Source organism: Spirosoma pulveris (assembly GCF_054781875.1).
The window spans coordinates 1,777,947-1,804,113 of sequence record NZ_BAAGTO010000001.1 but is presented as its reverse complement, the minus strand read 5'-3'; the positions used below and the strand labels follow the sequence as shown (position 1 = coordinate 1,804,113).

20 protein-coding genes are annotated in these 26,167 nt (G+C 51.1%); 10 read left to right on the top strand and 10 right to left on the bottom strand.

Translation table 11 applies throughout. The annotated features are described in order from the left end of the window. Positions 1–108 precede the first annotated feature (108 nt). Together ACYVJM_RS07310 and rodA are read left to right on the top strand one after the other, a co-directional pair. Complete coding sequence (locus tag ACYVJM_RS07310; protein WP_461147532.1) at positions 109–2,073, top strand: penicillin-binding transpeptidase domain-containing protein; 1,965 nt, start codon at positions 109–111, stop codon at positions 2,071–2,073. Between the two features lie 113 nt (positions 2,074–2,186). Then, a complete protein-coding gene (gene rodA, locus ACYVJM_RS07305) occupies positions 2,187–3,467 on the top strand; it encodes a rod shape-determining protein RodA (RefSeq protein WP_461147531.1) in 1,281 nt (426 codons plus the stop codon). 122 nt (positions 3,468–3,589) lie between these two features. Here the strand turns inward: rodA and ACYVJM_RS07300 are convergent, their stop codons facing one another. Then, positions 3,590–4,948: a hypothetical protein gene (locus ACYVJM_RS07300; RefSeq protein ID WP_461147530.1), complete on the bottom strand. Its 1,359-nt coding sequence runs from the start codon at positions 4,946–4,948 to the stop codon at positions 3,590–3,592. A gap of 173 nt (positions 4,949–5,121) precedes the next feature. Here ACYVJM_RS07300 and ACYVJM_RS07295 point away from each other — a divergent pair, with 173 nt between their 5' ends. The 8 genes from ACYVJM_RS07295 to ACYVJM_RS07260 all read left to right on the top strand — a co-directional run bounded on the left by ACYVJM_RS07295 (position 5,122) and on the right by ACYVJM_RS07260 (position 18,195). Further along, on the top strand, positions 5,122–8,259 hold the full coding sequence (locus ACYVJM_RS07295; RefSeq protein ID WP_461147529.1) for a SusC/RagA family TonB-linked outer membrane protein: 3,138 nt from the start codon (positions 5,122–5,124) through the stop codon (positions 8,257–8,259). Positions 8,260–8,293: 34 nt separating this feature from the next. Then, positions 8,294–9,775 (top strand): RagB/SusD family nutrient uptake outer membrane protein, encoded by a 1,482-nt coding sequence (locus tag ACYVJM_RS07290; RefSeq protein WP_461147528.1) that lies wholly within the window; start codon positions 8,294–8,296, stop codon positions 9,773–9,775. A gap of 47 nt (positions 9,776–9,822) precedes the next feature. Further along, complete coding sequence (locus tag ACYVJM_RS07285; protein WP_461147527.1) at positions 9,823–12,303, top strand: hypothetical protein; 2,481 nt, start codon at positions 9,823–9,825, stop codon at positions 12,301–12,303. 276 nt (positions 12,304–12,579) lie between these two features. After that, entirely contained in the window at positions 12,580–15,369 is a 2,790-nt protein-coding gene (locus ACYVJM_RS07280) for a substrate-binding domain-containing protein (RefSeq protein ID WP_461147526.1), read from the top strand. A 245-nt stretch (positions 15,370–15,614) separates the two neighbouring features. After that, complete coding sequence (locus ACYVJM_RS07275; RefSeq protein ID WP_461147525.1) at positions 15,615–16,181, top strand: carboxymuconolactone decarboxylase family protein; 567 nt, start codon at positions 15,615–15,617, stop codon at positions 16,179–16,181. A gap of 6 nt (positions 16,182–16,187) precedes the next feature. Beyond that, positions 16,188–17,063, top strand: coding sequence for a hypothetical protein (locus ACYVJM_RS07270; protein WP_461147524.1), 876 nt, complete (start codon positions 16,188–16,190; stop codon positions 17,061–17,063). Between the two features lie 6 nt (positions 17,064–17,069). Beyond that, positions 17,070–17,438, top strand: a complete 369-nt coding sequence (locus tag ACYVJM_RS07265) for a response regulator (RefSeq protein WP_461147523.1) — start codon at positions 17,070–17,072, stop codon at positions 17,436–17,438. A gap of 190 nt (positions 17,439–17,628) precedes the next feature. After that, entirely contained in the window at positions 17,629–18,195 is a 567-nt protein-coding gene (locus ACYVJM_RS07260; protein ID WP_461147522.1) for a heme NO-binding domain-containing protein, read from the top strand. Positions 18,196–18,201: 6 nt separating this feature from the next. Here ACYVJM_RS07260 and ACYVJM_RS07255 read toward each other — a convergent pair whose 3' ends face one another. The 9 genes from ACYVJM_RS07255 to ACYVJM_RS07215 all read right to left on the bottom strand — a co-directional run bounded on the left by ACYVJM_RS07255 (position 18,202) and on the right by ACYVJM_RS07215 (position 26,088). Next, positions 18,202–19,443 carry an ATP-binding protein gene (locus ACYVJM_RS07255; protein ID WP_461147521.1) on the bottom strand — a complete coding sequence of 414 codons (1,242 nt, stop codon included), beginning with the start codon at positions 19,441–19,443 and terminating at the stop codon, positions 18,202–18,204. 289 nt (positions 19,444–19,732) lie between these two features. Then, complete coding sequence (locus ACYVJM_RS07250; protein WP_461147520.1) at positions 19,733–20,329, bottom strand: 4'-phosphopantetheinyl transferase family protein; 597 nt, start codon at positions 20,327–20,329, stop codon at positions 19,733–19,735. Then, positions 20,326–20,586: an acyl carrier protein gene (locus tag ACYVJM_RS07245; RefSeq protein WP_461147519.1), complete on the bottom strand. Its 261-nt coding sequence runs from the start codon at positions 20,584–20,586 to the stop codon at positions 20,326–20,328. The genes ACYVJM_RS07250 and ACYVJM_RS07245 overlap by 4 nt, the downstream gene beginning before the upstream one ends. Before the next feature lie 8 nt (positions 20,587–20,594). Next, a complete protein-coding gene (locus ACYVJM_RS07240) occupies positions 20,595–21,866 on the bottom strand; it encodes a beta-ketoacyl-[acyl-carrier-protein] synthase family protein (protein WP_461147518.1) in 1,272 nt (423 codons plus the stop codon). Beyond that, entirely contained in the window at positions 21,859–22,305 is a 447-nt protein-coding gene (locus ACYVJM_RS07235) for a 3-hydroxyacyl-ACP dehydratase FabZ family protein (protein WP_461147517.1), read from the bottom strand. Before ACYVJM_RS07235 ends, ACYVJM_RS07240 begins: the two co-directional genes overlap by 8 nt. A gap of 10 nt (positions 22,306–22,315) precedes the next feature. Further along, a complete protein-coding gene (locus ACYVJM_RS07230; RefSeq protein WP_461147516.1) occupies positions 22,316–23,113 on the bottom strand; it encodes an SDR family oxidoreductase in 798 nt (265 codons plus the stop codon). Next, positions 23,107–24,159 carry a type III polyketide synthase gene (locus ACYVJM_RS07225; protein ID WP_461147515.1) on the bottom strand — a complete coding sequence of 351 codons (1,053 nt, stop codon included), beginning with the start codon at positions 24,157–24,159 and terminating at the stop codon, positions 23,107–23,109. Before ACYVJM_RS07225 ends, ACYVJM_RS07230 begins: the two co-directional genes overlap by 7 nt. Continuing rightward, complete coding sequence (locus ACYVJM_RS07220) at positions 24,156–24,869, bottom strand: methyltransferase domain-containing protein (protein WP_461147514.1); 714 nt, start codon at positions 24,867–24,869, stop codon at positions 24,156–24,158. Before ACYVJM_RS07220 ends, ACYVJM_RS07225 begins: the two co-directional genes overlap by 4 nt. Positions 24,870–24,945: 76 nt before the next feature. Beyond that, complete coding sequence (locus tag ACYVJM_RS07215) at positions 24,946–26,088, bottom strand: NAD(P)/FAD-dependent oxidoreductase (RefSeq protein WP_461147513.1); 1,143 nt, start codon at positions 26,086–26,088, stop codon at positions 24,946–24,948. Positions 26,089–26,167 lie beyond the last annotated feature (79 nt).

Here is a 26,167-nt window from a genome sequence, read left to right as displayed (position 1 = left end):
TAAGCTGTGGCTCTTCATTACTTATTCTACATTTTACATTCTACATTCTTCATTAATTCGGCTAACTTTGTAGAGAGTACATAGCTTGATTGAAAGGAAAATATTCTCATGTTAGAGAATCGGAAGTGGGTCATCATTGGTATTTTTTGCCTGGTCGGATTAACGTATCTGGCCCGATTGTTTTACTTACAGGTATTGGACGACACCTATTCGCTGGGGGCGTCGAAAAACTCCATTAAGCGAGTGGTCGAGATACCCTATCGTGGGCAGATCTACGACCGAAACAACCAGCTTATCGTTTACAACACGCCCGTTTACGACCTGTATGTCACACCAAAGCAGGTTCGTATTCCCGATACATCCGCCTTTTGCCGGATGATGAATATCAGCGTTTCCGACTTTGATAGTATCATGGGCCTGGCGAAAAATTACTCGCCCGTAAAGCCCTCCCTTTTCCTTCGGCAGCTTTCCAAAGAGGATTTTGCCCGTATTCAGGATGCGTTGGTCGATTATCGGGGTTTTGAGCCGGTAATTAGTTCCATGCGCACGTACCCGGCACATACGCTGTCAAATGCACTGGGATACGTGAGCGAGATCAGTAAGAAGCAGCTCGAAAATCAGGATATTCTCTATTACCGGCAGGGAGATTACATTGGTCATAACGGACTGGAAGAGCAGTACGAAGAGCAACTGCGGGGTAAGCGGGGCGTAAAGTTCATGATGCAGAATGTGCGCGGAGTGAACAAAGGCTCCTGGAAAAATGGCGAATTCGATACACTGGCCGTTGCCGGGCAAAACCTGATTACCGGTATCGACGTGGAGGTGCAGCGATACGCCGATAGTCTGATGCAAAACAAAGTAGGGGCTGTATTAGCCATTGAACCCGCAACGGGCGAAATTCTGGTGTCCGTCTCGGCACCTACCTACGATCCTAATTTATTGTCGAGCCGGTTTTTTTCTAAAAACTACCGCGCCTTGATCAAGAATCCTTATAAGCCACTGATCAATCGGCCGGTTATGGCAAGTTACCGGCCTGGGTCAACCTTTAAGCTGATTCAGGCCCTGATCGCGCAACAGCAAGGGTCACTTCTTCCCAACACAGTTTATGGGCACGCGGGCTCACCGATGCGCTGTCACTGCCGGGGGGGTAACAACCTGCGCGGGGCCGTTCAGAATTCGTGTAACCCTTATTTTTATTACGTATTTCGTAAATTCCTCTACTTCAACGGAGAGAATAATACGTTTAAGGCGTCGGCCATTGGCCTGAAACAATGGCACGACATGGCTGAGAAATTTGGTATCGGTAGTAAACTGGGTGTTGATCTGCCCAGTGAACTTAAGGGAAACCTGCCAACACCCGAGTATTACGATAAGGCCTATCGGGGCGCGTTGCGCTGGAAGTTCTCGAACGTTTATTCGTTGAGTATTGGGGAAGGCGAATTGCTGATCAGCCCGCTAAAGCTTGCCAATTTAGCAGCTACCATCGCTAACCGGGGCTGGTACATTACTCCGCACTACATCAAAGGATTTGGCAAACCAGGCGCGGGTCTTCCTGCCGAATACCGCGAACGGCACGAAACCGGCATCGATTATAAGTACTACCTGCCGGTTATCGACGGCATGCGTGGAGCGGTAGCCCATGGTACCGTAACGCCCCTGGCTAACATTGCGGGTATCGACCTGTGCGGTAAGACGGGTACATCGCAGAATAATAAGTTCGGCCACAAGTTCGACCACTCCATTTTCATTGGATTTGCGCCTATGAACGACCCTAAAATTGCGGTGGCCGTCTTTGTGGAGAACGCTGGCTGGGGTGGTAAAGCAGCCGCTTCGGTAGCGGCCCTGGTGGCCGAGCGCTATCTGAAGCGCAAGACGGAAGCCAAAAAGCTTGAAGAACAGGTACTGGCATCTAACTATCTGCCACCAGTTGCCGGACTTCCCGGTTATAAGAAGCCTGCTCCGGCAACGCCTAAAAAGGATACGGTTCAGCCAAAAGCAGCACCGGCACCCAAACCTCTGATGACCGACACGAAAACGAAGCCGGTCGTAGCCGCTGTTATTAACGGAAATTAACCGAAGTGGGATGTATGAAGTATGATGTATGATATAGGTTGTATTGCAATCCGGTATCTTCATACAAACTACCTAATACTTCATACATTACACATCACACATCGCTCATCACCTTGGCCCGTAACAACGACCCATTTTCACAAAACATTGACTGGCTCACGCTCCTGCTCTATTTCGGCTGTGTAGCGATGGGCTGGCTGAATGTCTATGCCGCTGTCTATAGTCCGGAAGATCATACCAGTCTCTTCGATATGACGACCAATGCCGGGAAGCAAATGATGTGGATTGGCACCACGGTCATCCTGATTATCTGCATTCTGGTTGTCAACCACACCTTTTTCGACACCTTTGCCTTTGTCTTTTACGGCTTTATGATTCTGGTATTGATTCTGGTCCTCTTTGCCGGAACGAATATCAACGGGTCGAGGTCATGGTTTAAATTTGGTTCGGTTTCCATTCAGCCAGCCGAATTTGCCAAGGTTGCCACGGCGCTGGCGCTGGCTAAATACCTGGACGTGCCGGGTACCAACCTAACCAAGCAGAAAGACCTGATGTACATTGGAGGTATTATTGTCCTTCCCTGCATTTTAATTCTGGCATCCAACGAGACGGGATCAACGCTCGTTTTTGCGTCATTCACGATTATGCTGTATCGGGAAGGGCTGCCAAGCTGGATTCCGGCGGTGGGTATCACGGCGGCTGCGCTGTTTGTGCTGGCGCTGGTTTTCCCCAAGCTCTACATCTTCATTGGTATTGGCGCGTTGTTAGGGCTGATTATTCTGTTGATGCCCCGCTATAACCGTACCATGGCAAATATGCTGTCAATTGGTCTGGTAGGGATTGTTATGATCGGTTATGTTACCGGCGTTGACTTCTTTGTCAATAACGTACTGCAAAAACACCAGCGTAACCGGATCAAGGTACTCGTCGATCCTAAAATTGACCCACTGGGCGTTGGCTGGAATGTAACGCAGGCCAAGATCGCCATTGGTTCGGGGCGACTTCAGGGCAAGGGTTTTCTGGAAGGAACACAAACCAAATTTGACTTTGTGCCGGAGCAAAGCACCGATTTTATTTTTTGTACCATCGGTGAAGAACACGGCTTTATAGGCGCTCTGGTCGTCATTGCCCTCTTCATTGGACTGGTATCGCGGATCGTTATTCTGGCCGAAAAACAACGGACCAAGTTTGCCAGGGTATACGGCTATTGTGTTGCCGGTATTATATTCTTCCACGTCATGGTAAATGTCGGCATGACGATCGGGCTGATGCCCGTTATCGGTATTCCCTTGCCGTTCTTTAGTTATGGCGGTTCTTCGCTCTGGTCGTTTTCCATCCTGCTGTTCATTTTCCTTAAACTCGACTCCCGCCGAACAGCATTGACAAGGCGGTAAGTAGTTATTCATTATAAAGAACGTCTTCGCGATTTTGGGCAGTGGTTATGCAAAACTCTGCCCCGCGTCGGGTGAGTAAGCCAGCGACAAGTCGGCCTGCTCTTTAAGCAGACGTGCTCATGTCAAAAATTGCCGTCAAAAAGGGTTCCGGTTTTTAAATCCTTCAAGACAAAAGAATGCACCGTACCAATCCCCGAAAACCGGATTTTGACTCCGTATATGGTATTTAGTGGTTTTGTGTATCTTGTTTCGTAAACCTTGCGATCATTGATGAAAATGGCCGCCTGCCTGTCAATAACTTTCAGCATTAACGTACCGCCCGCCCGCAGATCGGCCGCCATAAACGTCAAATCCTCCCGGTGTCCATTTTTCTGAACATCCGAATTTTGTAGTTGCATCCAGTGGGCACAGCCTGATTTCATGACTTCAAAAGCATGCTGCGATGATTCACCCCAAACCGTAATACCCACCTGCGAGCAACGAACACCCGCCCGGTCGGGGGAGGAGGATACCCGGGCCGACAGCTCAAAATTATCCCCGTTAATCGTGGTCGGGTGGCTGTTGATGAACTCCATAAAGAAGGTTCGATTCGTATCAATACCCGCCCTGGCCGCTTCCTGTGTGCTAATGCTCCGTTGTCCACCCACAAACAGGTTCCTGACGTCAATTGGATAAACCCGGCTGCTGTCATGCATCATATTGGCTGTAACTGTCCAGGCGGTTGTTCGTAGGTAAATGGTTGTCGTGTCGACATTTACGCCGTCTTGCTGGAGGATGGCAAAATAGCGGCCCGGTCGTTCGTAATAGTGCGTGTAAAGGCTGTCGTTAGCGTTGAGGTTTTCCCGTTTGCCATCGCCGAACAGAATTGCGTAGTTGACGGATTGACTGGCATCGAGGGTTGGTCGTTTGAGTTGAAATACTGCCGAGTGCGGATTTTCTCCCAGCGGATTGCGGCAGATAAGCTGAACGAACTCCTGATTTTTAGGTAGTTGCCAAACAATTAGAAAACTGCTGACGATCAGTAAAACGATACCACCGGCCAGAGAAGGGCGTACCCATCGCCGATCAGGACTATTTCGGATCCTGCTGGTTTCAGGCCTGATAAAGACTGCTGGTTCAGGCATTTTCTCCTCTTTATTGAACTCCGTCGACGGAGACAAAGCCCTCCTGGCTTCCCATGCCTGTATGTTAACGAAGTGGTCCCAATCGGGATGGCCAATGTAAACGGATAGTGCATCGCGAGTGGCTTTCTGCGGATAATACCGAACATCGGTTTTAATCTTGCCAAAGATGCGCTTTAGGGTATTCGGGCTAATCCGCACATGCGTCTGCCTGAAAAGTATGTTGCTCAGGCTGACGTAATCACTGTTGGTCCACCTATCCCGGTCAGGCTTGCCATACGCTTCGCTCACCTTACGGCAACAAACCTCCAAAAACGCAAAGGCATCCACTTTTCCGGGTTGTCCATTTTCTGCAATCATGAATGATAAGCCTTTGTTGATCAGGATATTGTCTTGTCCATAATTTCGGTTAACGAAATGGGCAAGTCTAGTTTTTCATCTTCGTATAATGCAAAATTACCTTTGCATACTCGTATTTAGTCGAAGCTCACTTGTTGGCTGGCTGACTCAAAAACTATAAATATCTAAATATTATGCGACAAAAACGTTTACTGTACTGCGTCGTTTTTTTAGGGTTACTGCCTCCTCGGCTGTCGCAGGCCTGGCACCTGGGCAGGCTTGATTACGGTGAAACAACGGCTACTCTTACCGATGTTGGCCCGATTCGCAAACCGGCGGAAACCAATGTGCTTTTTCTTGATGATCGCATTATTACGGGTACCATTACCGACGAGAAAGGGGCAGCGCTCCCTGGCGTAAGTGTGCTCCTTAAAGGTACCGATCCAGCGGGTCGGCAGCGGGGCGCGGTTACAGATACGAAAGGTACGTTTCAATTGGCTGTACCCGACAAGGGCGCTACACTGGTCGTGAGTTTTGTTGGTTATTTACCGCAGGAAGTAGCCGTCGGCAGTCAGGCAACCATCACGGTTCAGCTCGTTCCCGACACGAAGGCACTGGAAGAAGTGGTGGTGGTGGGCTACGGCACACAGCGCAAAATTGAAACAACGGGGGCCATTGCTTCCGTTAAAGCGGCCGATCTGCTGCAAACGCCCGTTGCCAATGTAGCACAGGGCTTGCAGGCGCGGGTAGCCGGTGTTCAGATAACGCAGAATTCGGGGGCGCCGGGTGGCAATGTCAGCGTTCGGATTCGGGGAACAAACTCCATTAACGGCAGTTCCGAACCGCTCTACGTTATCGACGGAATTCAGATTGCCAACTCCGGTGGTATTGCCGATGTAAGTCCGCTCTCACAAATCAATCCGAATGACATCGAGTCGATTGAAGTGCTCAAAGATGCTTCATCGACCGCTATTTATGGCGCTCGTGCGGCAAACGGCGTGGTTCTCATCACGACCAAACGCGGTAAGGATGGTGCGACGCGCGTTAGTTACGATGGCTATGCCGGGGTGCAGCAGGTCAATAAAACCCTGAACGTGCTGAACGCGCAGCAGTTTGCTCAACTCGAAAATGAAGTCTACAAGCGCTCGATCTATGCGAACCCTGCCAGCCTCGGCGAGGGCACCAACTGGCAGGATCTGATCTTTCGGAAAGCCATGATTCAAAGCCACCAGCTTTCCGTTACGGGTGGAAATCAGAAAACGCAGCTGGCCCTTTCCCTCAACTACTTCAATCAGGACGGGATCATCAGAAATTCCAACTTTACGCGGTATTCGTTCCGCTCCAACGTCGACCACCGGTTAAACGACCGGGTAAAAATAGGTACCAGCCTGTATTATGGCTATTCTGTTAACAACGGGGTGAGTGTTGGCGGCACCGGCTCCGACGTAACCAGTAGCCGGGCGGGTGTTCTCGGAGCAGCAGTGGCAGCTCCTCCTACGTTGACGCCTTACCGGGCCGATGGTACTATCTACCCGTTTCAGGATCAGATGAACGGCCAGTATCAGGAAGTGACAAACCCGCTGAACTTCATAACGCCCATTAACCGGCAGACGAGCCAGCGGATTCTGGCCAATGTATACATTGACTTCGCCCTGTTTAAAGGATTTACCTATCGGCCAAGTTTCAATGTCGATCTGGGCAACACCTTATCGGAGTATTACTCGCCGTTGTCGCTGTTGAGCCAGTCGCAACTGGCGTCGGGTGGGGGCAATGCTTCGAACACCAGTTCATACGGACGAACGCTCCTGCACGAGAGTATTTTCACCTACCGGACTCGTCTGGCTACGCAGCATACCCTGACCGCCACGGCCGTTTTAGCTACACAAGCTAATGTCAATCAGGGATATACACAAACAGCTTCCAATTTTCCGAACGATATAACGCAGAATAATTCGGTTGGTCTGGCCGTCAACCAGCGGATCGGTAGTGATAAGAGCAAGTCGCGTTTGGATTCCTATCTGGGGCGGATCAATTATGGGTATAAGGATAAGTACTTTCTGGATTTGACGGCCCGTGCCGATGGCTCCAGCAAATTTGGAGAGAACAACAAATACGGCTTTTTCCCGGCGGTGGCGGGTGCGTGGCGAATTGTTGAAGAGCCGTTTATGAAATCGGCTTCCTTTGTTTCGGATCTGAAACTGCGCGGAAGTTGGGGGATAACGGGTAACGCCGGTGCCATTGACCCCTATCAATCACTGGCGACGGTAAGTGCGTCGGGTTTGAACTACAATTACAACCACAACCCGATTACCGGCATTAACCCCATTGCCATCCCCAACCCCGATTTGCAATGGGAACGCTCCACGCAGGTCGATGTGGGTGTGGATGTCAGTCTGTTCAATAACCGCCTGTCGCTGGTCGCCGATTATTACAAGAAACGCACAGACAACCTACTGTTTCAGAAGGTGTTACCCATGTCGTCGGGTTATACGGCACTCACCGGCAACTTCGGTTCGATACAGAATAGTGGCGTTGAGCTGGCCGTCAATGGGCGGATCATACCGGGCAGCGGACGCGGGTTTCAGTGGGATGCTTCGGCGAATGTTACATTCAATAAAAACGAGGTGCTGTCACTGGACGGCATTCTGGATGAGCTGCCCCGCTCGGCTTTTGCACTGCTGAAAGTGGGCTATCCCATGGGCCTCTACCGAACATACATTTTCGATGGCATCAGCCAATCCGGCGAAACCATTTTGCCGGGTTACGACGGGCGCCTGGGCGGCCATAAAGTGAAAGATATCAACGGCGATGGCACCATTACGGCCGCCGATCAGCTCATTGTCGGCAACTCTCAACCGAAGTATACGTTTGGCTTCTCGTCGTCTTTTCGTTACCGGGGTTTCGACCTTAACCTGTTTGTGCAGGGGGTACAGGGCAACAAACTCATGAATCTGTTTCGTTACACTTTCGAAACAGCTCTGGGGCAACAGAATGTACTGGCCGGTATGGCTAATCGCTGGTCGCCAACGAACCCCAATAATGAGTATTCCAGTGGATTTCAGGGCGGGCGACTGCCCATTTCAGACCGCTACGTAGAAGATGCCTCGTTTGTGCGGCTGAAGAATGTTTCGCTGGGCTATACCCTGCCAAAAATCAAAGGCATCAGCCAAGTTCGCCTGTACGTCAGTGCCAACAATGCGCTTACCCTTACGAAGTACACGGGTTTCGACCCGGAAGTGAACAACTTCGGCAACGCGACAACGCAGTTTATCGATAACGGTACCTATCCCATCGCCCGGTCCTATCTGGGTGGTTTACAGATCACGTTCTAAACCGCCGGGCGGTTCAGCCAACTTCCTAAAACTCATGAAAAAACATATTCTGCCGCTGCTGGTGTTGTCGGGCCTGACGATGTCATGCAGCAAACTGGAGGAGTCGGTTTATTCTTCCATTTTTACGACCAACTTCTACAAGACGGCATCCGATGCCGAAGCGGGAATTGCGTCGGCGGCCGGGTCGCTGATCAATCTGTATGGCTTTCCGCTCGTAGCCGTATCCGATTTTGCCGCCGATCAGGCGTATCCAAGGGCCGTTGTAGGTCGGAACACCATCACGCTGTTTTCCTACGATCCGTATTTTACGGCGCAACGGAATTCGGGTCGGCATGAAACGGAAGGACCGCAGGGCGTCTGGCGGTTTAGCTACAAAGGCATTGAAAATGCCAACTGGGTCATTGATAAAGTCCCCGCTATTCAGATGGATGTGCAGCGCCGGACCGAAATTGTGGCCGAGGCCTACGCGCTGCGGGCTTTGTACCACTGGACGCTGACCAAAACGTTCAACGAGATTCCGGTGAAAACCAAACCCAGCACCAGCGAGACCGAAGCCCTCGTTGCCAAAAGCCCCAGGACCGAAATCTACAAGCAGATTTACAACGATCTGGACCAGGCAATTGCCGGATTACCATCGTACTCGGCCAGTCTGGTCAAAGGCCGTCCGTCTAAAGAAGCCATTCAGGGATTATACGCCAAAGTCGCTCTCTACAACGAAGACTGGACCAAAGCGCTGCAACTGGCGCAGGTAACGATCAATTCGGGTAAGTATTCGCTGATGCCGAACGTACTGGATGTGTTCGACGTGGACAAAGAAGATGTAGCCCGGATCGAAAACATGTGGGCCGTTGAAGCCGACCGGGTAACGCCCAGTCGCTGGTTAACGGTGATGGGCATTGCCGGACCTCGAAACAGTTCGGGTCCTGATTACGCCAAAGTGTCGTTTGGCTCGTGGTTTGCCTACCAGTCGTTCTTCGACTCGTTTTCGCCGGGCGATAAACGGCGGCAGTTGCTCGATACGACCTACCGGGATGTATCCGGCAAGATTGTTCTGCAGAAAGACATCACGCCTGTAACGCCCAAAGGTGTTTTGATTCGGAAATACCGAGACCCGAACTCCATCGGAGAAGCCAACAACTGCAACTTTCCCATTATCCGGCTGGCCGATGTGTATCTGGTTGCTGCCGAAGCCGAAGCGCGTCTGAACGGGGCGACACCAGCGGCTTACGGATACATCAATACCGTTCGAAAGCGGGCTGGTCTGGCCGACCTAACGCCGGGCCTCGGGAAAGATGCCTTTATCTCGGCCGTTTTACAGGAACGTTCGTGGGAGCTGTTTGCCGAAGCCGACCGCTGGTTTGACCTGACGCGCACCAACACCTTTATGGCCGTAATCCCCAAAGCTGTCAACGATGTATACCCAATCCGAACGCCACAGGATAAACACCGATATTACCCTATTCCGCTGGAAGAAATTCAGGCCAATCCCAAACTGACCCAGAGTCCGGGCTGGTAGTAGATTCGAGTATAGAACCGCTTAATTCTCAACTTATTAATTAGTCAATGAAAACGTATCTTTTAACGGCCTGCCTGGTTGCATGGCTGCTGACGCGCAGTGATGTGGCCGTTGCCCAGGCGAAAAAGTTGCCATCGTACAGCGGTATTTATCCGCAACTTGCCATGTACAACAACGAAGGTGAATGTGGAACCGGTGCCGTTGTACCCTGGGCGGGCAAGCTCTGGGTGGTTACCTACGGCCCGCACTTGCCGTTTGGTTCGTCGGATAAACTGTACGAAATAACCCCCGATCTTCAGCAGATCGTCCGGTCGGAAAGCATTGGCGGCACCCCCGCCAACCGGATGATACATCCCGAAAGTAATCAGCTTTTTATTGGGCCGTACGCCATCGACAGCAAGGCGCATGTGCGGGTCATTCCCTACAGTAAGATGCCGGGCCGCCACACCGGAAACGCCCGCCACCTGACCGATCCCCGGGGGAAGATTTATTACGCAACCATGGAAGAAGGCTTCTATGATGTGGATGTGAACAGCCTGACTCCGACCATGCTGTATGAAGACGGGAACGTTAAACACAAAAAAGAAACCGACGAATCAAATAATCTGCAAAATACCCTGTTGCCGGGAGCGCATGGAAAAGGGGCTTATTCGGGCCAGGGCGTGATGGTTTATTCCAATAACGGCGAGCCGGGTGCCAAAGCGCTGGTTCAGTTCGACGTCGATGCGGGTTCACTTTCCGAATGGAACGGGAAGGACTGGAAAGTGGTCCGCCGAAACCAGTTCGTTGAAGTAACGGGTCCCGGCGGGATTTATGGCAACAAAAACGCGGCTACCGATCCCATCTGGGCCACCGGTTGGGATCATAAATCGGTGTTGCTGGGGGTGCGCGACAAGTCGACGGGCTGGCACTTTTTTCGCCTGCCCAAAGCCAGTCATTCGTACGATGGTGCGCACGGCTGGAATACCGAATGGCCGCGCATCCGGGATGTGGGTACAACGGCACAGCCCGACTATCTGATGACCATGCACGGGATGTTCTGGCGGTTTCCCGGCAGCTTCACCGCAGCGAACACAGCTGGTATCAGACCGCGTTCTGCGTATCTTAAAGTAATTGGCGACTACGCCCGCTGGAATGACAGACTGGTTTTTGGCTGCGACGATTCAGCCCAGAAGGAGTTTCTGAACAAACGGAAAGTAAAGGGGAACCTCGAAGGCCCCGGCCAGTCCAACTCTAATCTGTGGTTCACATCCCTGGACCTCCCCGATGAGCTGGGGCCAAACACGGCCGAGGGATCTGTCTGGTTGAATGAAGCCGTTAAGGCCAACGAGGCCTCAGAGCCGTTTTTGTTTGCCGGGTGGGTCAATCGCTCAGCCTGGTTCCAGAACAACAGCGACACGAGTGTGCAGATTACGGTGGAGGTTGACAAAGCTGGGAAAGGAGCATGGACACCTTTACAAACCGTAACCGTGGGCGCGCACCAGTCCGCAAACGTAGCGTTTGCCGCCAATATGCCCGGCGAGTGGATTCGGGTGAAGTCCGATAAAGCGGCTAATCTTTCCGCCCACTTCTCGTATTCGGCTGATGACACGCGCGGCACAACCGCCGGTAATCTGTTTGCCGGACTCAGTCCGGTGTCAACCGCCAACACTTCGGGCGGGTTGATGTATGGCCTGGGCAATAATCGCCGGGCGCTGGGTATGGCCGCGCAGGATTATAAAGGCGGGCAGACATCGGATGTTGGCTACTACGAACTGAACGCCAACATGCAGCTTATTCGGAAAGACGATGCCGGTATCGTAGAGGTTATCAAAAACAAATTCGCCATTCCGGAGAAAGTCGTGACCATCGACGAGTCGAGCGTGTTGATCGTCGATGATAAAGGACGGCGCTGGCGGTTGCCTCTCGGAAACGACAGTTATACACAACTGACCAATCAGGCAGCGCTTCGCATTTGTCGCGAAGTTTCTACGGAACGCGACCTGCTCAATTGCCACGGTACGTTTTACGAGTTACCCGCCGAGAATGCCGACGGCTACGCTAAGATGCGGCCGGTTGCCTCGCACAATCTGCGCATTAACGATTACGCATCGTACCGGGGGCTGCTCGTTATGACGGGGATCGACCTGAAAGCGGCCGCAAAAAACGAGCACATCATTGTCTCGGACGATAAGAAGGCGGCTATCTGGGCCGGAGCCATCGATGATCTCTGGAAACTGGGTAAACCAACCGGACACGGTGGTCCCTGGAAAAGTACGTCGGTAAAAGCCGGTGAAGCCTCTGATCCCTATCTGATTGGTTTCTACGACCAGCGTAGTCTGCAATTGTCGCACAATGCTACGCAGCCGGTAACGATCACGCTTGAGGCCGATCCCGTGGGTACGGGCGTCTGGATGACGTATAAGTCGTTTACGGTTGCCCCTGGAAAAACGGTTGCCTATGCGTTTCCAAAGGATTTTCAGGCCCGGTGGGTTCGGTTTACAACCGATAAAGCCTGTCAGGCAACCACGACGTTAACATACAGGTAGGTTCGGCACGTCTGTTTCAGCGGGCCTCAGTCATCCCAAATTTGAACGCAGCGTGGCTGGTCTGTTTACATTCGGGATGACTTGTGTTTTGACACGGATAGGAAAAGCGGGGTGAATTTTACCATGTTGCTCTGAAGTAGGATAGGATTTGGTGGGTTACGTGTTCATGACTGATAATGACGGCCTTTGTAGGGCGTTCCTTATACATTATCTTTGAACAGTGCCGAAATATCCTCTTCCTTCATGAATTACAGGGGTCGTTGCTCGACAACAAACATGATTTTCTCTTTGGCAAAGTCGACTTTAAGAAAAAAGGCCTTTACCGGGCTGCTTCTTTTCTTGGGATGGTGCTTGCTGGGAAGTTGCCAATCGGGAAAGAAGACGAAAACTTACCGGATCGGTTTCTCGCAATGCACCGGGGCCGACGAATGGCGTAAGACCATGCTCAACGATATGAAGCGCGAGCTGACGTTTCACCCCAATTACACCCTCCTCTACGAAGACGCAGGCAACAGCACTACCCGACAAATCAGCCAGATAAACGCACTTATCGATCAGGGAATTGACCTGCTGATCGTTTCGCCCAACGAAGCGGCTCCGTTTGCCAAAGTTATCGAAGACGTTTTTAAGCGAGGTATTCCGGTAATTCTGCTTGATCGTAAAATTGAAACCGAATCCTATAACGCCTATATCGGTGGCGACAACGTCGAGATTGGCCGGTTAGCCGGTATGTTTATTGGCAATCACCTGAAAGGGAGAGGACGGGTCGTTGAGGTGTGGGGATTGCCCAGTTCGTCGCCCGCTCAGGAGCGGCACCGGGGGCTTCACGAAGAGTTAGCCAAGTACCCCGGCATACGGGTGGTCAAAGAGCTCAATGGGCAGTGGGAGCGGGACACGGTACGCCGGGTGGTGGCTGCGGAACTGGGTACCCTGAAGGAGGCCGATTTAGTGTTCGCGCATAACGATGTGATGGCGCTCGGGGCGTATGCCGTCTGTAAGCAAAACGGGATTCAGCAAAAGCTGGATTTTGTTGGAATCGATGCCCTGCCGGGCCCAAACGCGGGTATGCAGGCGATTACGGCCGGTATTTTGAAAGCCAGCTTTTTGTACCCTACGGGCGGGGAGGAAGCCATTGAAACGGCTACGCGAATACTGGCCGGCAAATCGGTAAAGCGCGAGCAGATACTCAACTCGATTCAGATAGACGGGTCGAATATTCGGGCGTTGAAAGCGCAGGGTGATAAACTACTGGCACAACAGGCCGATATCGAAAAGCAAAGCCAGCGCATCGACTCGCTAACGCAAACCTACGCGTCACAGAAAAACACGTTATATATTACACTGGCCAGTCTGCTGGTTGTTATGTTGCTGGGTGCCTGGGCGTTATATCTCTTTCGGTCGAAGCAAGCAGCGTACCGAACACTGGAAAACCAAAATGAGGAAATTCGGGAGCAGAAAGATAAAATAGAGGCCGTATCGCAGCAGGCCCGGTTGGCAACCGAAGAAAAGCTACGGTTTTACTCGTACATCTCACACGAGTTCAATACACCCCTGAGCCTTATTCTGACACCAACGGAGGATCTGCTGACGAAGAAAACAGTCAGCCCTCACGACCTGAAAAGTAACCTGGCGCTCATCCGGAAAAACGCCTACCGACTGTTGCGATTGGTTGACCAGATGCTCGACCTCCGCAAAACGGATGCGGGTAAACAACGGCTTCATACAGCGGAGCAGGATCTGGTGGCTTTTATTCAGGATATTGTCGTGGACTTTAAACGCAAAGCTGAAAAACAACGGATCGATCTCCAGTTCATTCCGTCAAAAACCAGCTTGCCGGTCTGGTTCGACAACGAAAAGCTGGACAAAGTGATTGTGAACATGCTCTCCAACGCATTCAAATACACACCGAAAGGGGGGCTGATTCATATTCGGCTCGAGGAGCAGGATAATCGGGTATGTATTCAGGTTCAGGATAATGGCGAGGGCATGACGCCCGATGAGCAGGCACATGCGTTTGACCTGTTCTACAGTGGAACGCGGCCGTTCAACCTCTCAAAAGGGCTTGGATTAGCGCTGTCAATGGAGTTTATTCAACTGCACCAGGGCGAAATCAGAGTGACATCCGAAAAAGAGAAAGGAACTTCCTTTACTATTCTGCTGCCGCTGGGTAACGCCCATCTGGCCGAGGAGGAAATGGATCAGTCGGGTTCGCCAAACGGCATCCGGCAAAATGCAGCCATGGCGCCACGATTGCTGGTCGATCTGGATGAAGAAGAGGCCGTTACGCCTGTTGAGTTAATCGGAAAACGCTCGGGGACACTGCTGGTCATCGAAGATAACGACGACATACGGACGTTTCTAACCACCCGATTAGGTCAGGAGTTTGAGATTATTGCCGAGAGTACTGCCGAAAAAGGCTGGGAACGTGCCATCGACGTAATTCCCGACCTGATTATCAGTGATATTATGCTGCCTGGTATGGACGGCATGCAACTCACGCAGCGGGTTAAAGCTGACCTGCGTACCTCCCACATTCCGGTAGTGCTGCTAACGGCCAAAGGACAGATGGAACAGCGAATTGAAGGAACCCGCGCCGGAGCTGATGCTTACATCACCAAGCCGTTTAATACCACCTATCTGCTCGAAACACTGCGTACCACGCTGGCCAACCGCGAAAAATGGCAACGGCGGTACGCATCCGACTTCCTGTCGCAGGCGGGGGGCGGCAATCGGCAGGATAAGAAATTCCTGAATGAGCTGACCGGGCTAATTGAGCAGAACCTCACCGATCCTGATTTTGGCGTGGAGAAATTGAGTCGTGATATGGGCCTGTCGCGGGTGCAGCTTTACCGGAAAGTGCAGGCGTTGCTGGATATGAACGTGATTGATTACGTTGCCGAGATACGCCTGAAAAAAGCCCGGCGTTTACTGGCTGAGAGTACCAAAACAATGGCCGAAATCGCCTATGAAACCGGCTTTAGCTCTCCTGCTTATTTCACCACGTTCTTCAAGCAGCACGCCCGGAAAACACCTTCAGAATATCGGAAATCACTGGCGGGGATATAGTGGATGATATGGTGCTCTCAGGTTTGAAAACGTAGTGAATAACTTAGTAAGCAGGTGATAAAATGTATGCAGAAAGAGTGCCTTTGCGCAATAAGGAGTCTATACGGTTTTGCCAGTGAGTTGATATACCGATTTGTTAGGAAATAAAGTCATAATTTAATAAATATGTTATTAAGAGATAAATAAATTTTGCTCATATAATGTTACTATATACCTTTATTGATTGATTATAATTTATACATTTCATGACTCAACATCAACCTTATCGAATCGTATCTTACGAAGAAGCCAGTCCGGCAGTGCGGGAAATTTACGACCAGACCAAGCGGGCTCTTGGCTTGCCCTTTGTACTCAACTGGTTTAAATGCCAGGGCAGCAATCCTTTGTTACTCCGCGGAAACTGGGCTAAACTACAAGCTACGCTGGTTGAGGGATCTGTTCCTAACATTATTAAGCAACTGATCATTTATAATGTATCTGCTCAGCGCGGATGTCAATACTGTGCCCAGGCTCACGCCGTCTTTGCCAACACTATGGGTAAGTCTTTCGGCGAGAATTTTGTTATCACTCAACATCTAAACTCGGAACTTATCCCCCTCAGCTATCGGACAGCGGTGCAGGTGGTGACCCGGGCGGCCCTGCACTCGGCCTTAGTCACAGAGGCCGATTTTCAACAGCTGTTCGAAGCGGGCTTCGATGAGGCCGAAATTCAGGAGCTTATGGCTCAGGCTGATCTGGTGAATATGCTCAACACCATCGCCGATATTTCGGGCATCAAAATAGATAATGAACTGCTGGAAATAAACGGGTAAATCTACGTGACACCTGCTCTCGACTTTAAGTACCGCATTATTTACGAATCGCTCTCTCGGTTTTCAAGCGCCTTGAGTCGGTCTACGACCCTGGAAGAAGTAAAACAGTGTTTGCAATCACAGGTGAAGTACCTCTTCGACTACCAACTGATTCGTTTCTGCTTCTACCATGCTGAGTGCTACACGATCTACACCCTGATACCCAGTCAGTGCGTTTTTCAATGCGGGGATGCGCGATTGCTGGGTGAGTACGAACGCGTACTTAAAGACCAGCATGTTCCCCTGATCATCGAGGAGCCAGACTTATTTCGCCCTAGTTTAGCGGCTTTCCCGTTGCACCTTGCCACACCGCCAACGCAGGTCTGGGGGTGGAATGTTGAATTTACCCCCCGCTCCGGCCTGCTGGTATCGGTCGCATCAAACCCTGCCCGCCAGTTTCAGCCTACAGACGTGCCCGTTCTAAAGATTGCGCTGGAGAACCTATATGCCAAGTTACTCGCTTTAAGTCTCTTTGACGAACTGATTGCAAGCAAAAAAGCGGTGGAAGATGCGCTATTGGGGGTTCAGCAGAAGAATTCGGAGATTGCCCGGCTGGTTGCTCAGCAGGAAGCCATCATCCAGCACCGAACGCAGGAGTTGACCACCAAAAATGCCCAACTGTTAAACCTCTATCGGGAACACGCCCATACCATCCGTGAACCGGTAGCCCGCATCCTTAGCTTAACGTACTTAATACAGGATTTGCCCCTGGAGGAGGTCGTCAATGAGCTTATTCCGGCCCTGCTCACCACATCCACAGATCTGGATGTAGCCTTGCGAGGAGTCGTTGACCGAATAGACACCGAACTGGTATTTTCTCCGGGGAATCTCCCCTTACCCTAAGCACTCATGACACTTTCCATTATGCTGGTGGATGACAGCAGCATCTGTAACCTAATTATGCGCAAACAATTAGCTCGTTTGCCTATCCCGTCGACGATCCACGACTTTACCGATCCTTGCCTGGCCTTTACTCAGTTGCCCCAACTTGAGCCAACGGTTGTCTTTCTGGACTTGAACATGCCCGAACTGGATGGGTGGGGGTTTTTGGAACGAATGAAGGAAACGGGGCAAACCCATCGGGTAATCATCCTCACATCCTCAACGAGTATGCTGGATCGGTCACGTTGCGCGGAGTTCCCTAATGTCGTTGCTTACCATACCAAGCCACTCACCCTCGAGACGATCCACGAGCTATTGCCCATTCTACAAGCCTGATTGCTTTTGTAAGCTACAGAGGTAATACCGTCCTGCTGGTGTGTTCGTTTGAGGTTCAACGCTATTTAATTTGTTAAAAAGTGGAAGCGTGAGCTAAACCCATGCTCACCCATCCATTAAGGGAAGACCTGGCTTTTCAATTGAAATACTTTAAAATTATCATATATTTATATATAACCATCAACGGACTATGAAAGGTATAATTTTCACCCAGCTTCTGGATATGGTGGAGCAGAAATATAGTTACGGGCTGGTTGACACCCTGCTGTTGACAACCCCTCTGGCCTCGGGTGGCATATACACCTCGGGTGGTACTTATCCATCCTGCGAAATGGTCAGTCTGGTCAAGAATCTTAGCCAATGTACAAACATACCAGTAGCCGAATTACTACGGGAATACGGCCGATTTCTCTTTAAGACGTTTGTTACTCAATATCACCCCTTCCTCATTGCCGCCCCCGATGCGTTCTCTTTTCTTAGTTCGGTAGATGCCTATATTCATTATGAAGTAAAAAAACTTTACCCCGAAGCCGAACTACCCCAATTCCTTATTACCCGTCTCAATGAGGAGACCTTACGAATGGTCTACAAATCCAGCCGTCAGCTAAGCGATCTGGCATACGGTTTAATTGAAGGGACGCTTGCCCATTATCAGGAGAACGCTACGATCACCCAGCAGGCGCTTCAAGAGGATGGCAGTCGAGTCGAGTTCATCATCGTCAAACAAATTGGTCAAATGCTACCCCTAGCCACTTAGGCCAGGTTATACAGGCAAATAAACATGAAAGGTAGCCCCCTGACCCGGCTGACTCTTTACCGTCATTGCCCCACCATGATTGATAACCACCTTCTGGCAGATTGCCAGCCCTATGCCCGTACCGGAAAACTCATCCTTGCCATGCAGCCGCTGGAAGACCTGGAAAATACGGTCCGTATACTTCTCCTCGAAACCTATCCCATTGTCGCTCACCGAAATACACCAGTAAAGATGGCTGTGCCGTGTGGGTTGAACATCGGGCGGAAGATCGGCACTAGCCATCGGATGGGCTAGTACCTGAACTTGTGGGACGATACCCGCACGCCGGAACTTAAGCGCGTTGCTTAACAGGTTCTGAAACAACTGGCTCAGTTGCAGCATATCACCCTGAACAACGGGTAGATTGCCCAGGGTAATTTGCGCCTGACTTTCTCCAGCAGCAATGGACAGGTTGTCCAGGACTTGCTGCACAACCTGCTGTACCGATACTTCGTTGAGGACAGCCTGCTGGGTGGAAATCCGGGAAAAGGTCAGCAGGTCACGAATCAACGTAGACATCCGTGCCCCGGCTTTGGTAAGTCGGCTCAGGTAAATGCCCCCTTCTTCACCCAGCAGCGCCCCGTACCTTTCTTGCAGGATTGAACTGAAAGACTGAATCTTACGCAGGGGTTCCTGCAAATCGTGGCTGGCCACAAAGGCAAACTGCTCCAGATTCTGGTTGGACCGCAGCAAGTCCTGATTAGCCTCCCGTAAGGACTGGGTTCGCTGATGGACCCGGTCTTCCAGTTCATTGGCTAAAGTTCTATAGCGGTCGTGGCTTTCTTCAATCTGCTGGCGGGCTTCGATCTGGGCAGTTACGTCGATGACGATACCGCTAAAGCGTAGAATGTGCCCCTGTTCATGGCGGAGCGTCTCTCCTTTGGCTTGCACCCAACGTTGGCTGCCCTGGGCCGTAAGCGTACGAAAGGTGATGTTGTGTGGATGGGGGTGGATGGGATCAAGACTGCGCTGGTTGGCCTGAGCGACCCATTCGCGATCGTTAGGGTGTACTTGAGCCAACAAGGTGGCTGCTGTCACTTCAGCCTCGGGCGGCAAACCAAAGAGTTGCTTGCAGAGGCTGGACCAGTAAGCCTCTCCCGTTACTAAATTATAGTCCCAGGTTCCTACGTTGGCCGCTTGCAGGGCGGATTCCAGTCGCTCAACCCGAGTCGCCAGTTCTTGTTCAAGATAAGGAGGTTGTTGGTTCATGTTCACAACAAAGGGTGAAAACTCGTCCTGCGTCTTCGTATGATTCCTGATCTGACCAACAGATACGTTGACGCTAACATTTCGTTGTTTACAATGAGGCAGTTCAGCCAGATAGGTGCAACGTAACAATCGACTACAGTTTATTCAGACAATCACCAGGAAATAGTGGATATTCTCTATCGAATAGTTAAAGTAAAGGTATTATTGCAAACCAGGCTATTGAAGTAGGAAAAAATGAGTCTATACAATAGGCCAGTCGTGTCGTCGTGACGATAGTAAGTAAGCCACTTCAACCTCCTGTTGGTCCAATAGCAAATGACCCGTAAAACCCGTGGTGGCTTATGGAAAGCGGTACCAAAGCCGACTTGCCAAGGGTGAGGAGGGGAGCCCCAATACTGTCTTTCGCAATAACAACCTCCTGTTCCGGGATGTCGAATAACCGGGCACAGTGCTGCCTGATCTGGTCCCGAATCTGGCGTTGGTGAGTCTGTAAATCCATCGTATCGAAGCGAACGATGACTTGTTCGAGCGCTGGTATAGCGTCGGAGGTAAACGCTACGGTGCTGACGTAGCGGGGCGTAATGACTGATTTTGCTTGACAGGTTCCGTTATAGAAGACGTTACCCGTTGCAGATTCGGACACTTGGCTGGTAATATGGCAGACGATTTTGGCCGGAGCAAAAACGCGGTCGTGCGTATGTCGGGTAGACAGCTTGTACGCGCTTTCCTTCATGCTCCACAGCAGCCAGACCAATTGGTCGGGGTCGTTGGCTGCCCGAATCAGCTGTTGCTCATGGGGGGTGAAGATTTTGTCGAGGTAGCCCCTTCGGCGCCAGTTACTTTCGCGCTTTGCCAGGGCTAAATCGACAATGTCGTTTCCAATCACGCTTTTTCGGCCAGTTTTTTGGTGATGATATCCATGGATGAACCAACGGTCAGCATTTGTTCCATGGCCTCATTATCGATCACAATGTCGAACTCTTCTTCCACATCCAGTGCAATATCGACCAGATTAGCAGAGTTGATTTTCAGGTCGTTGATGAAGTCCGTACGCTCGGATACGTGTTCGAACGCCTGTTCATCCTGAACGTATGGTTTTACAATTTTTTTTAGCGTGGTAATTAACTCGTCTTTGGTTTGCATACGGTTGTTTACTGGTAAAACGTCTTTAGAATAACACAGGCATTCACATCGCCGAACCCGAAGTTGGCCTTCGCAAGTACGGTACTATTTTGTTTAATTACCCGCTGTGGAATTCGGTCCGGTGCGATCAGGGCCGAAATTTCCGGATGCAGGTCTTCGCAGTTAATGGAGGGGTATACAAATTTGTGGTGCAGCTCCAGCACAGATGCCACACACTCGATGCTGCCGGCTGCACTCAGGCAGTGCCCCACCATCGACTTCAGCGAATTAATATACGGAAAATCTGTCCCCCAACGGTCAAGGGCCTCGCACCAGGCCGTCACCTCGGCCGAGTCTTTTATCGTAGCCGTCAAATGGCCGTCGATAAGGTCAATTTCGTCGGGCTGAACACCTGCCTGTTGAAGGGCTTGCTGAATGCATCGCTTTACGGCCTGGGCGTTGGGAGCCGTCATGGAACCACCGCCCCGCTGCCCGCCCGAATTCTGATGCCCACCCAGTACTTCGGCGTAAATAGTGGCCTTCCGCTCCAGCGCCGACTCCAACGATTCCAGCACCAGTGCACCGGCACCGCTGCCCGGCACAAATCCGCTTGCTGTAGCGCTGAGGGGCCTTGAGGCTCGTTCGGGGTCGTTGTTGAATTGATAAGGCATTACCCGCATGGCATCGAATCCGCCCCATATATACGGGCCATGATCGCTGCAGCTACCCGCCAGCACCCGTTTTGCCTGCCCATGGGCAATGCGTTCGTAGGCCAGCAGCAGGGCTTCGGTACCCGTAGCGCAGGCCGAAGAGTTCGCCGAAAGCTGATTGCCGCAGCCAATCATGCCGCCCAGAAAGGCACTAACCCCACTGGTCATGGTTTGGATAACAACCGTGCTGCCCAACCGCCTGACCTGACCCTCATCAACTTTATAAATCGACTCCCGGAATTTATCAACGCCCAGCATACCCGTTCCGAAAATAATACCACTGTCCCAGTCGGGTTCTTCGGTGGCAATGGGTAACCCGGCATTTTGCCAAGCTTCCATACCCGCAATCACGCCGTAGATGATGCCGCTGCTGTTGAGCTGCCGGAGTTGTAGCTCTCTGAAATACTGCTGCCTGATGGCGTCGGTAACGGGCGGGATGCCGCCAATCTGACACGAAAATTTCAATTCGGCCAGATCCGGCTGAAACGCAATGCCGCTTCGTCCCGCCTGGATAGCGTCCAGAAACGACGGAATGCCCACCGCATTGGGAGCCGCAACGCCTAAACCCGTAATGACAACTCGGTTACGCATACGTAGTGGGTTTCATCATGCCCGAAATACTGCCCCGGCAAACCAGTTCGCCCCGACTATTCAGCATCTCGACGTTACATTTTAACTTATGAAATCGAAAATACTCTTTTGTTGACCGAACGGTAACGGTTTCATCGGGGAAAACCGGTTTATAAAAATCGATCTGTGTGCTCGTCATTGCAATGCCGAGGCCTTCGGTAAGGGTATCGGCCAGCAGAAAAATGCCGAGGCAGACCACACCAATCTGGGCCATCACTTCTGTCAGAATAACTCCCGGTGTTACAGGCATCTGCTTAAAATGGCCGAGGTAAAAAAACGAATCGGCCGGAAATGTATAACTACCTTCAACGCCGTTTGCATCGACATGATGCAGGGTGTCGACAAACAGAAACGGTTTGCTGTAGGGGAGCTTTTCGAGTATGGATGTAAAATGCTGCAAGCGTATCAATTCATTGAAGATGTTCCCCACCATTGACCGGAATAACGGCACCATTGATCCAGGCCGCTTCATCTTTGCAAAGTAAATAAACCACGTTGGCCACGTCTTCGGGGGTTGTGAGCCGCGAGAATGGATTGCGTTCCAGACTGTGGCTTCGCAGGACATTCGCCCCCGGAATCAGGCGAAACGAGGGTGTGTCCGTAACGCCCGCCATGATGCAATTGGCCCGAATACCATACGGAGCCATTTCCAGCGCAATACTTCGGGAAATGGCTTCCAGCGCGGCTTTGGCAGCCGAAACAGCGGCATAATTCTGCCAGGCTTTATGACTACCCTCACTGGTGAAGCTAATGATCCGGGTATCGGCGGCAAACAAGTGAGCGGCAAAGAGGTCTTTCGTCCAGTCGTACAAACTTATGGCCATGGCGTCGATAGTTAGCTGGAAATCGTCGTGCTGAAGTGGACGCTGGCCGTTGGCAATTATCGGTTTTAAATTTCCTTTGGCAATGCTGTGTATGAGCGCCCGGACTTTGCCCGTATTGCCCAGAGCTTCGGTTAAGTTCAAAATAACTTCCGTCCGTTTTTCCGGATTGGTTGCGTCGACATTGTACTGTTTCAGTAAAATGCCTTCGGCTTCCAGTTGAGCGAACGCCCGGTCAACATCGGGTAGATCCGTTTTTCGGGTTCGGTGAAGGATACACAGGTTCAGGCCGTGCTTCGCCAGCTTTTTTGCCGTAGCTAACCCCAACCCTGAACTGCCGCCCAGAATAACCGCCCAATAATTTTTGCCTGAAAATTCGTTTACCACTGTAATAAAACGCGTTGCGCCGTAAAACCGGGACCAAAACTTAACATGAGGCCATAATCCCCCTTGTTTAGCGGCCGGTCCATGAACCGTTCCAGTACGTAAAGGACTGTGGCGCTCGACATATTGCCATACAGCCGCAACACTTCTTTCGTATCGTCAATATTCTTGCCCAGCTTCCCGAATAACTCCTGCACCACTTCCACAATCTTACGGCCGCCGGGGTGAAAAATCAGGTGTGAGATGTCGTCAATAACCAGTCCGTTTTTCTTCAGAAACGGGTGAATGATCGCCGGAAAATGTTCGGCAATGTTGTCCGTTACGGCTTTGTCGAGCACCATTTGCAGGCCACTATTAGTCAGGTTAAAGCCCATCATGTGCGTGGCGTCGTAAAAATGGTACATCTCCTCCGACACCACCTCCGGCCCCTCGTCATCCTCGTGCGACGAGAGCAGGACGCAGGCGGCCCCATCGCCGAAAATGGCCGCGCTCACGATGTTTGCCATCGAGAAATCGTTCAGTTGAAACGTGGCCGTTGGCGATTCGACCGCCAGTAGAGCCGCACGTTTGCCGGGATTCGCTTTCAGGAAATTCTTGGCGTAAATAATGCCAGAAACACCTGCCACGCAACCCATCTCTGTTACCGGCAATCGAACAACGTCCTGCTTCATTTGCATGCTGTTGATCAGGTAGGCATCCAGCGACGGAATCATGATGCCCGTACAGCTTACCGTAATCAGATAGTCAATATCGGTTGTTCGCCAGTTGACTTTAGCCAGCGCTTTGGTGAGTACATCTTCGCCGAGTTTTATGCATTCCCGGCTATAAATGGCGTTTTTATCTTCAAACGAAGTCATTGAAAACACCTCCGCCGGACTCATGACGGAGTAGCGCCGGTCGACGGCAGCATTTTCGAAAATCTTTTTTACTTTTCGTTGAAAACGGCTTTCCTGACCGTCCAGCCAGGTATCCAGAAACGGTAAAATATCATTCGTATCCCGCCAGTTCTCGGGTAAGGCTTTTGCAACTGCCGCAATTTTTACACTCATAGGGTTTTAATAATCCATTGGTAGCGAAAAGCCCAACGCCAGTTGATACGATAGGCTGTGAAGCGTAATTGTTTCGAGAATGCGACTAATTCCTGCTTTTTAAACCCGCGCAAAATAGACGTGAGTCCATCTTCACGCGATAGTTTGTTGAGTCGGAAAACAAAGCAGATGAGTTGGAAAAGCCGGTAAGCCAGCGCCGACCGTTGAAGGTCATTGATCACGACGCCGAGTTTCGATTGTTGTGCCAACAAACCCATTAAATACAGAATTTCCTGGTCACCGAAGTGATGCAGCGTCAGTGTACATAACGCAATATCGTAATCGACTAACGCAAACTGTTCGTCGAAGATGTTCTGGGTATCGTACCGGATTGTCGGGTAAGCCGTTGAACTGGCTCGGGCATGATTGACGGTGTACGCGTTAGCGTCGATACCAAGCACATCGACCCGAATGCCTTCCTGTTTGGCAAAGTCGACGACTGCCCGGCACATATCGCCATTGCCGCACCCAATGTCGACGATAGAAAAAGTCCGGTCTTTGGGCTGATTTTTAAGGAGTTCCCTGATCCCGTCGATAGTGACCCGATTGCCACCCAGCCATTGGTTGATAATGGCAATTTTGTCTAGGGCATCACGCAGTTCGTCGCCTTCTAATGAAAAATCATCCAGATATTCTTCTTTGGTGGTACGCTGCGTAGTACTTAAAAACATCAGGTTCAATTTAGGGCGTTCAATTGTCGTAGAAGCCGCTTTGCGCTAACGGCCGGTACGGTATACTGTAAACGAATTAGACCAGCAAGGGTTTGCCGTGTGTTTGCTTAATGAGTATGGGCAGTACGCCGGGCGTTCGTTGCAGGCTTGTTAACAAAACATCTGTAATAGCCGGATAAGATAACACCGTTTGGGCAATGCGGCCGGTCAGCAGCCGGGTTTTAAATTCGGACGACCAGCTGTTGGTGTATTGTTTTTCTAAAGCAGACCGGTTCGCTAGTTTACCATTAAAAAACTGAATGACCAACTCCGATACCAGTTTGGCGCTGTGAATGGCCATCGCCATGCCGTTTCCACAAAGGGGATGAATGAGGCCCGCGGTGTCGCCACACATCAGTATATGGTTTTCGACCGGGCTTTTTCGGTCGAACGAAATCTGGCTGATCGTTAACGGCCTGGTGAAAAGAGGGGTGGCCTTCGCGAAAAAATCATCCAGAAAAGGATTCCTTCTCAATACGTGCTGCTGAAAGGAATCTATGTGCTTAAACGCTTTGAAACTACGGTAATTGGCCAGGTAGCAGGCGTTTACAATTCCGTTTTCGACCTGGGAGAGCCCACAGTAGCCGCCATCAAAATTATGCAGGGCCACCAGGTCGTTCGGAAAGTCGGCCTTATAATGTGCTTTCACACCTAACCAGTTCGATTCCTGAGTGGCAAACGGCCGATTGAGCCGTTTGTCCAGTTGGGATCGCTTGCCATAGGCACCCAGAACGATGGGCGACCGGTAGGTTATTTCGTCAGCAGTTGTCACGGTAAAGACATCGCCGTAAAATTGAATGTCCGTCACGTCCGCTTGCCGAAGGTCGACGCCCGCTGATTGCGCTTTATGGGCCAGAAACTGGTCGAGGGTGTACCGACTCACCCCGAAGCCGCCTAGCGGTAATGTACTTTCGACGGTTTTTCCAGCCGCAGTACTCAGCAGGAAGCGACTGATTCGGGAGGGGTTCAGTTCGTCGATGCAAACGCCAAGGTGTTGCAGATAGGGGAGTACTTCGTTGGAGATGTATTCTCCACAAACTTTATGCTGGGGGTAATTATACTTTTCCAGGAGCAAAACCTGTACACCGGAGCGGGCCAAATCAATACCGGCAATCAACCCGGCCAGACCACCCCCAACGATAATTACATCGGCATCATATCGCATCTGGGTTCGGTTCATGGGTGATACAACGGGCGACTCAGGGAATAGGTTTAATTCTCAGCCCCTCGGTGCATTGGCTAATGTAGCTATTTTTTTA

Coding starts and splice junctions, on each gene's coding strand:
- ACYVJM_RS07220 (WP_461147514.1), bottom strand. CDS start 24,869: ATGTTTTTAAGTACTACGCAGCGTACCACCAAAGAAGAATATCTGGAT.
- ACYVJM_RS07265 (WP_461147523.1), top strand. CDS start 17,070: ATGACACTTTCCATTATGCTGGTGGATGACAGCAGCATCTGTAACCTA.
- ACYVJM_RS07300 (WP_461147530.1), bottom strand. CDS start 4,948: ATGATTGCAGAAAATGGACAACCCGGAAAAGTGGATGCCTTTGCGTTT.
- ACYVJM_RS07240 (WP_461147518.1), bottom strand. CDS start 21,866: ATGCGTAACCGAGTTGTCATTACGGGTTTAGGCGTTGCGGCTCCCAAT.
- ACYVJM_RS07295 (WP_461147529.1), top strand. CDS start 5,122: ATGCGACAAAAACGTTTACTGTACTGCGTCGTTTTTTTAGGGTTACTG.
- ACYVJM_RS07260 (WP_461147522.1), top strand. CDS start 17,629: ATGAAAGGTATAATTTTCACCCAGCTTCTGGATATGGTGGAGCAGAAA.
- ACYVJM_RS07290 (WP_461147528.1), top strand. CDS start 8,294: ATGAAAAAACATATTCTGCCGCTGCTGGTGTTGTCGGGCCTGACGATG.
- ACYVJM_RS07215 (WP_461147513.1), bottom strand. CDS start 26,088: ATGAACCGAACCCAGATGCGATATGATGCCGATGTAATTATCGTTGGG.
- ACYVJM_RS07245 (WP_461147519.1), bottom strand. CDS start 20,586: ATGCAAACCAAAGACGAGTTAATTACCACGCTAAAAAAAATTGTAAAA.
- ACYVJM_RS07280 (WP_461147526.1), top strand. CDS start 12,580: ATGATTTTCTCTTTGGCAAAGTCGACTTTAAGAAAAAAGGCCTTTACC.
- ACYVJM_RS07255 (WP_461147521.1), bottom strand. CDS start 19,443: ATGAACCAACAACCTCCTTATCTTGAACAAGAACTGGCGACTCGGGTT.
- ACYVJM_RS07225 (WP_461147515.1), bottom strand. CDS start 24,159: ATGAGTGTAAAAATTGCGGCAGTTGCAAAAGCCTTACCCGAGAACTGG.
- ACYVJM_RS07285 (WP_461147527.1), top strand. CDS start 9,823: ATGAAAACGTATCTTTTAACGGCCTGCCTGGTTGCATGGCTGCTGACG.
- ACYVJM_RS07310 (WP_461147532.1), top strand. CDS start 109: ATGTTAGAGAATCGGAAGTGGGTCATCATTGGTATTTTTTGCCTGGTC.
- ACYVJM_RS07275 (WP_461147525.1), top strand. CDS start 15,615: ATGACTCAACATCAACCTTATCGAATCGTATCTTACGAAGAAGCCAGT.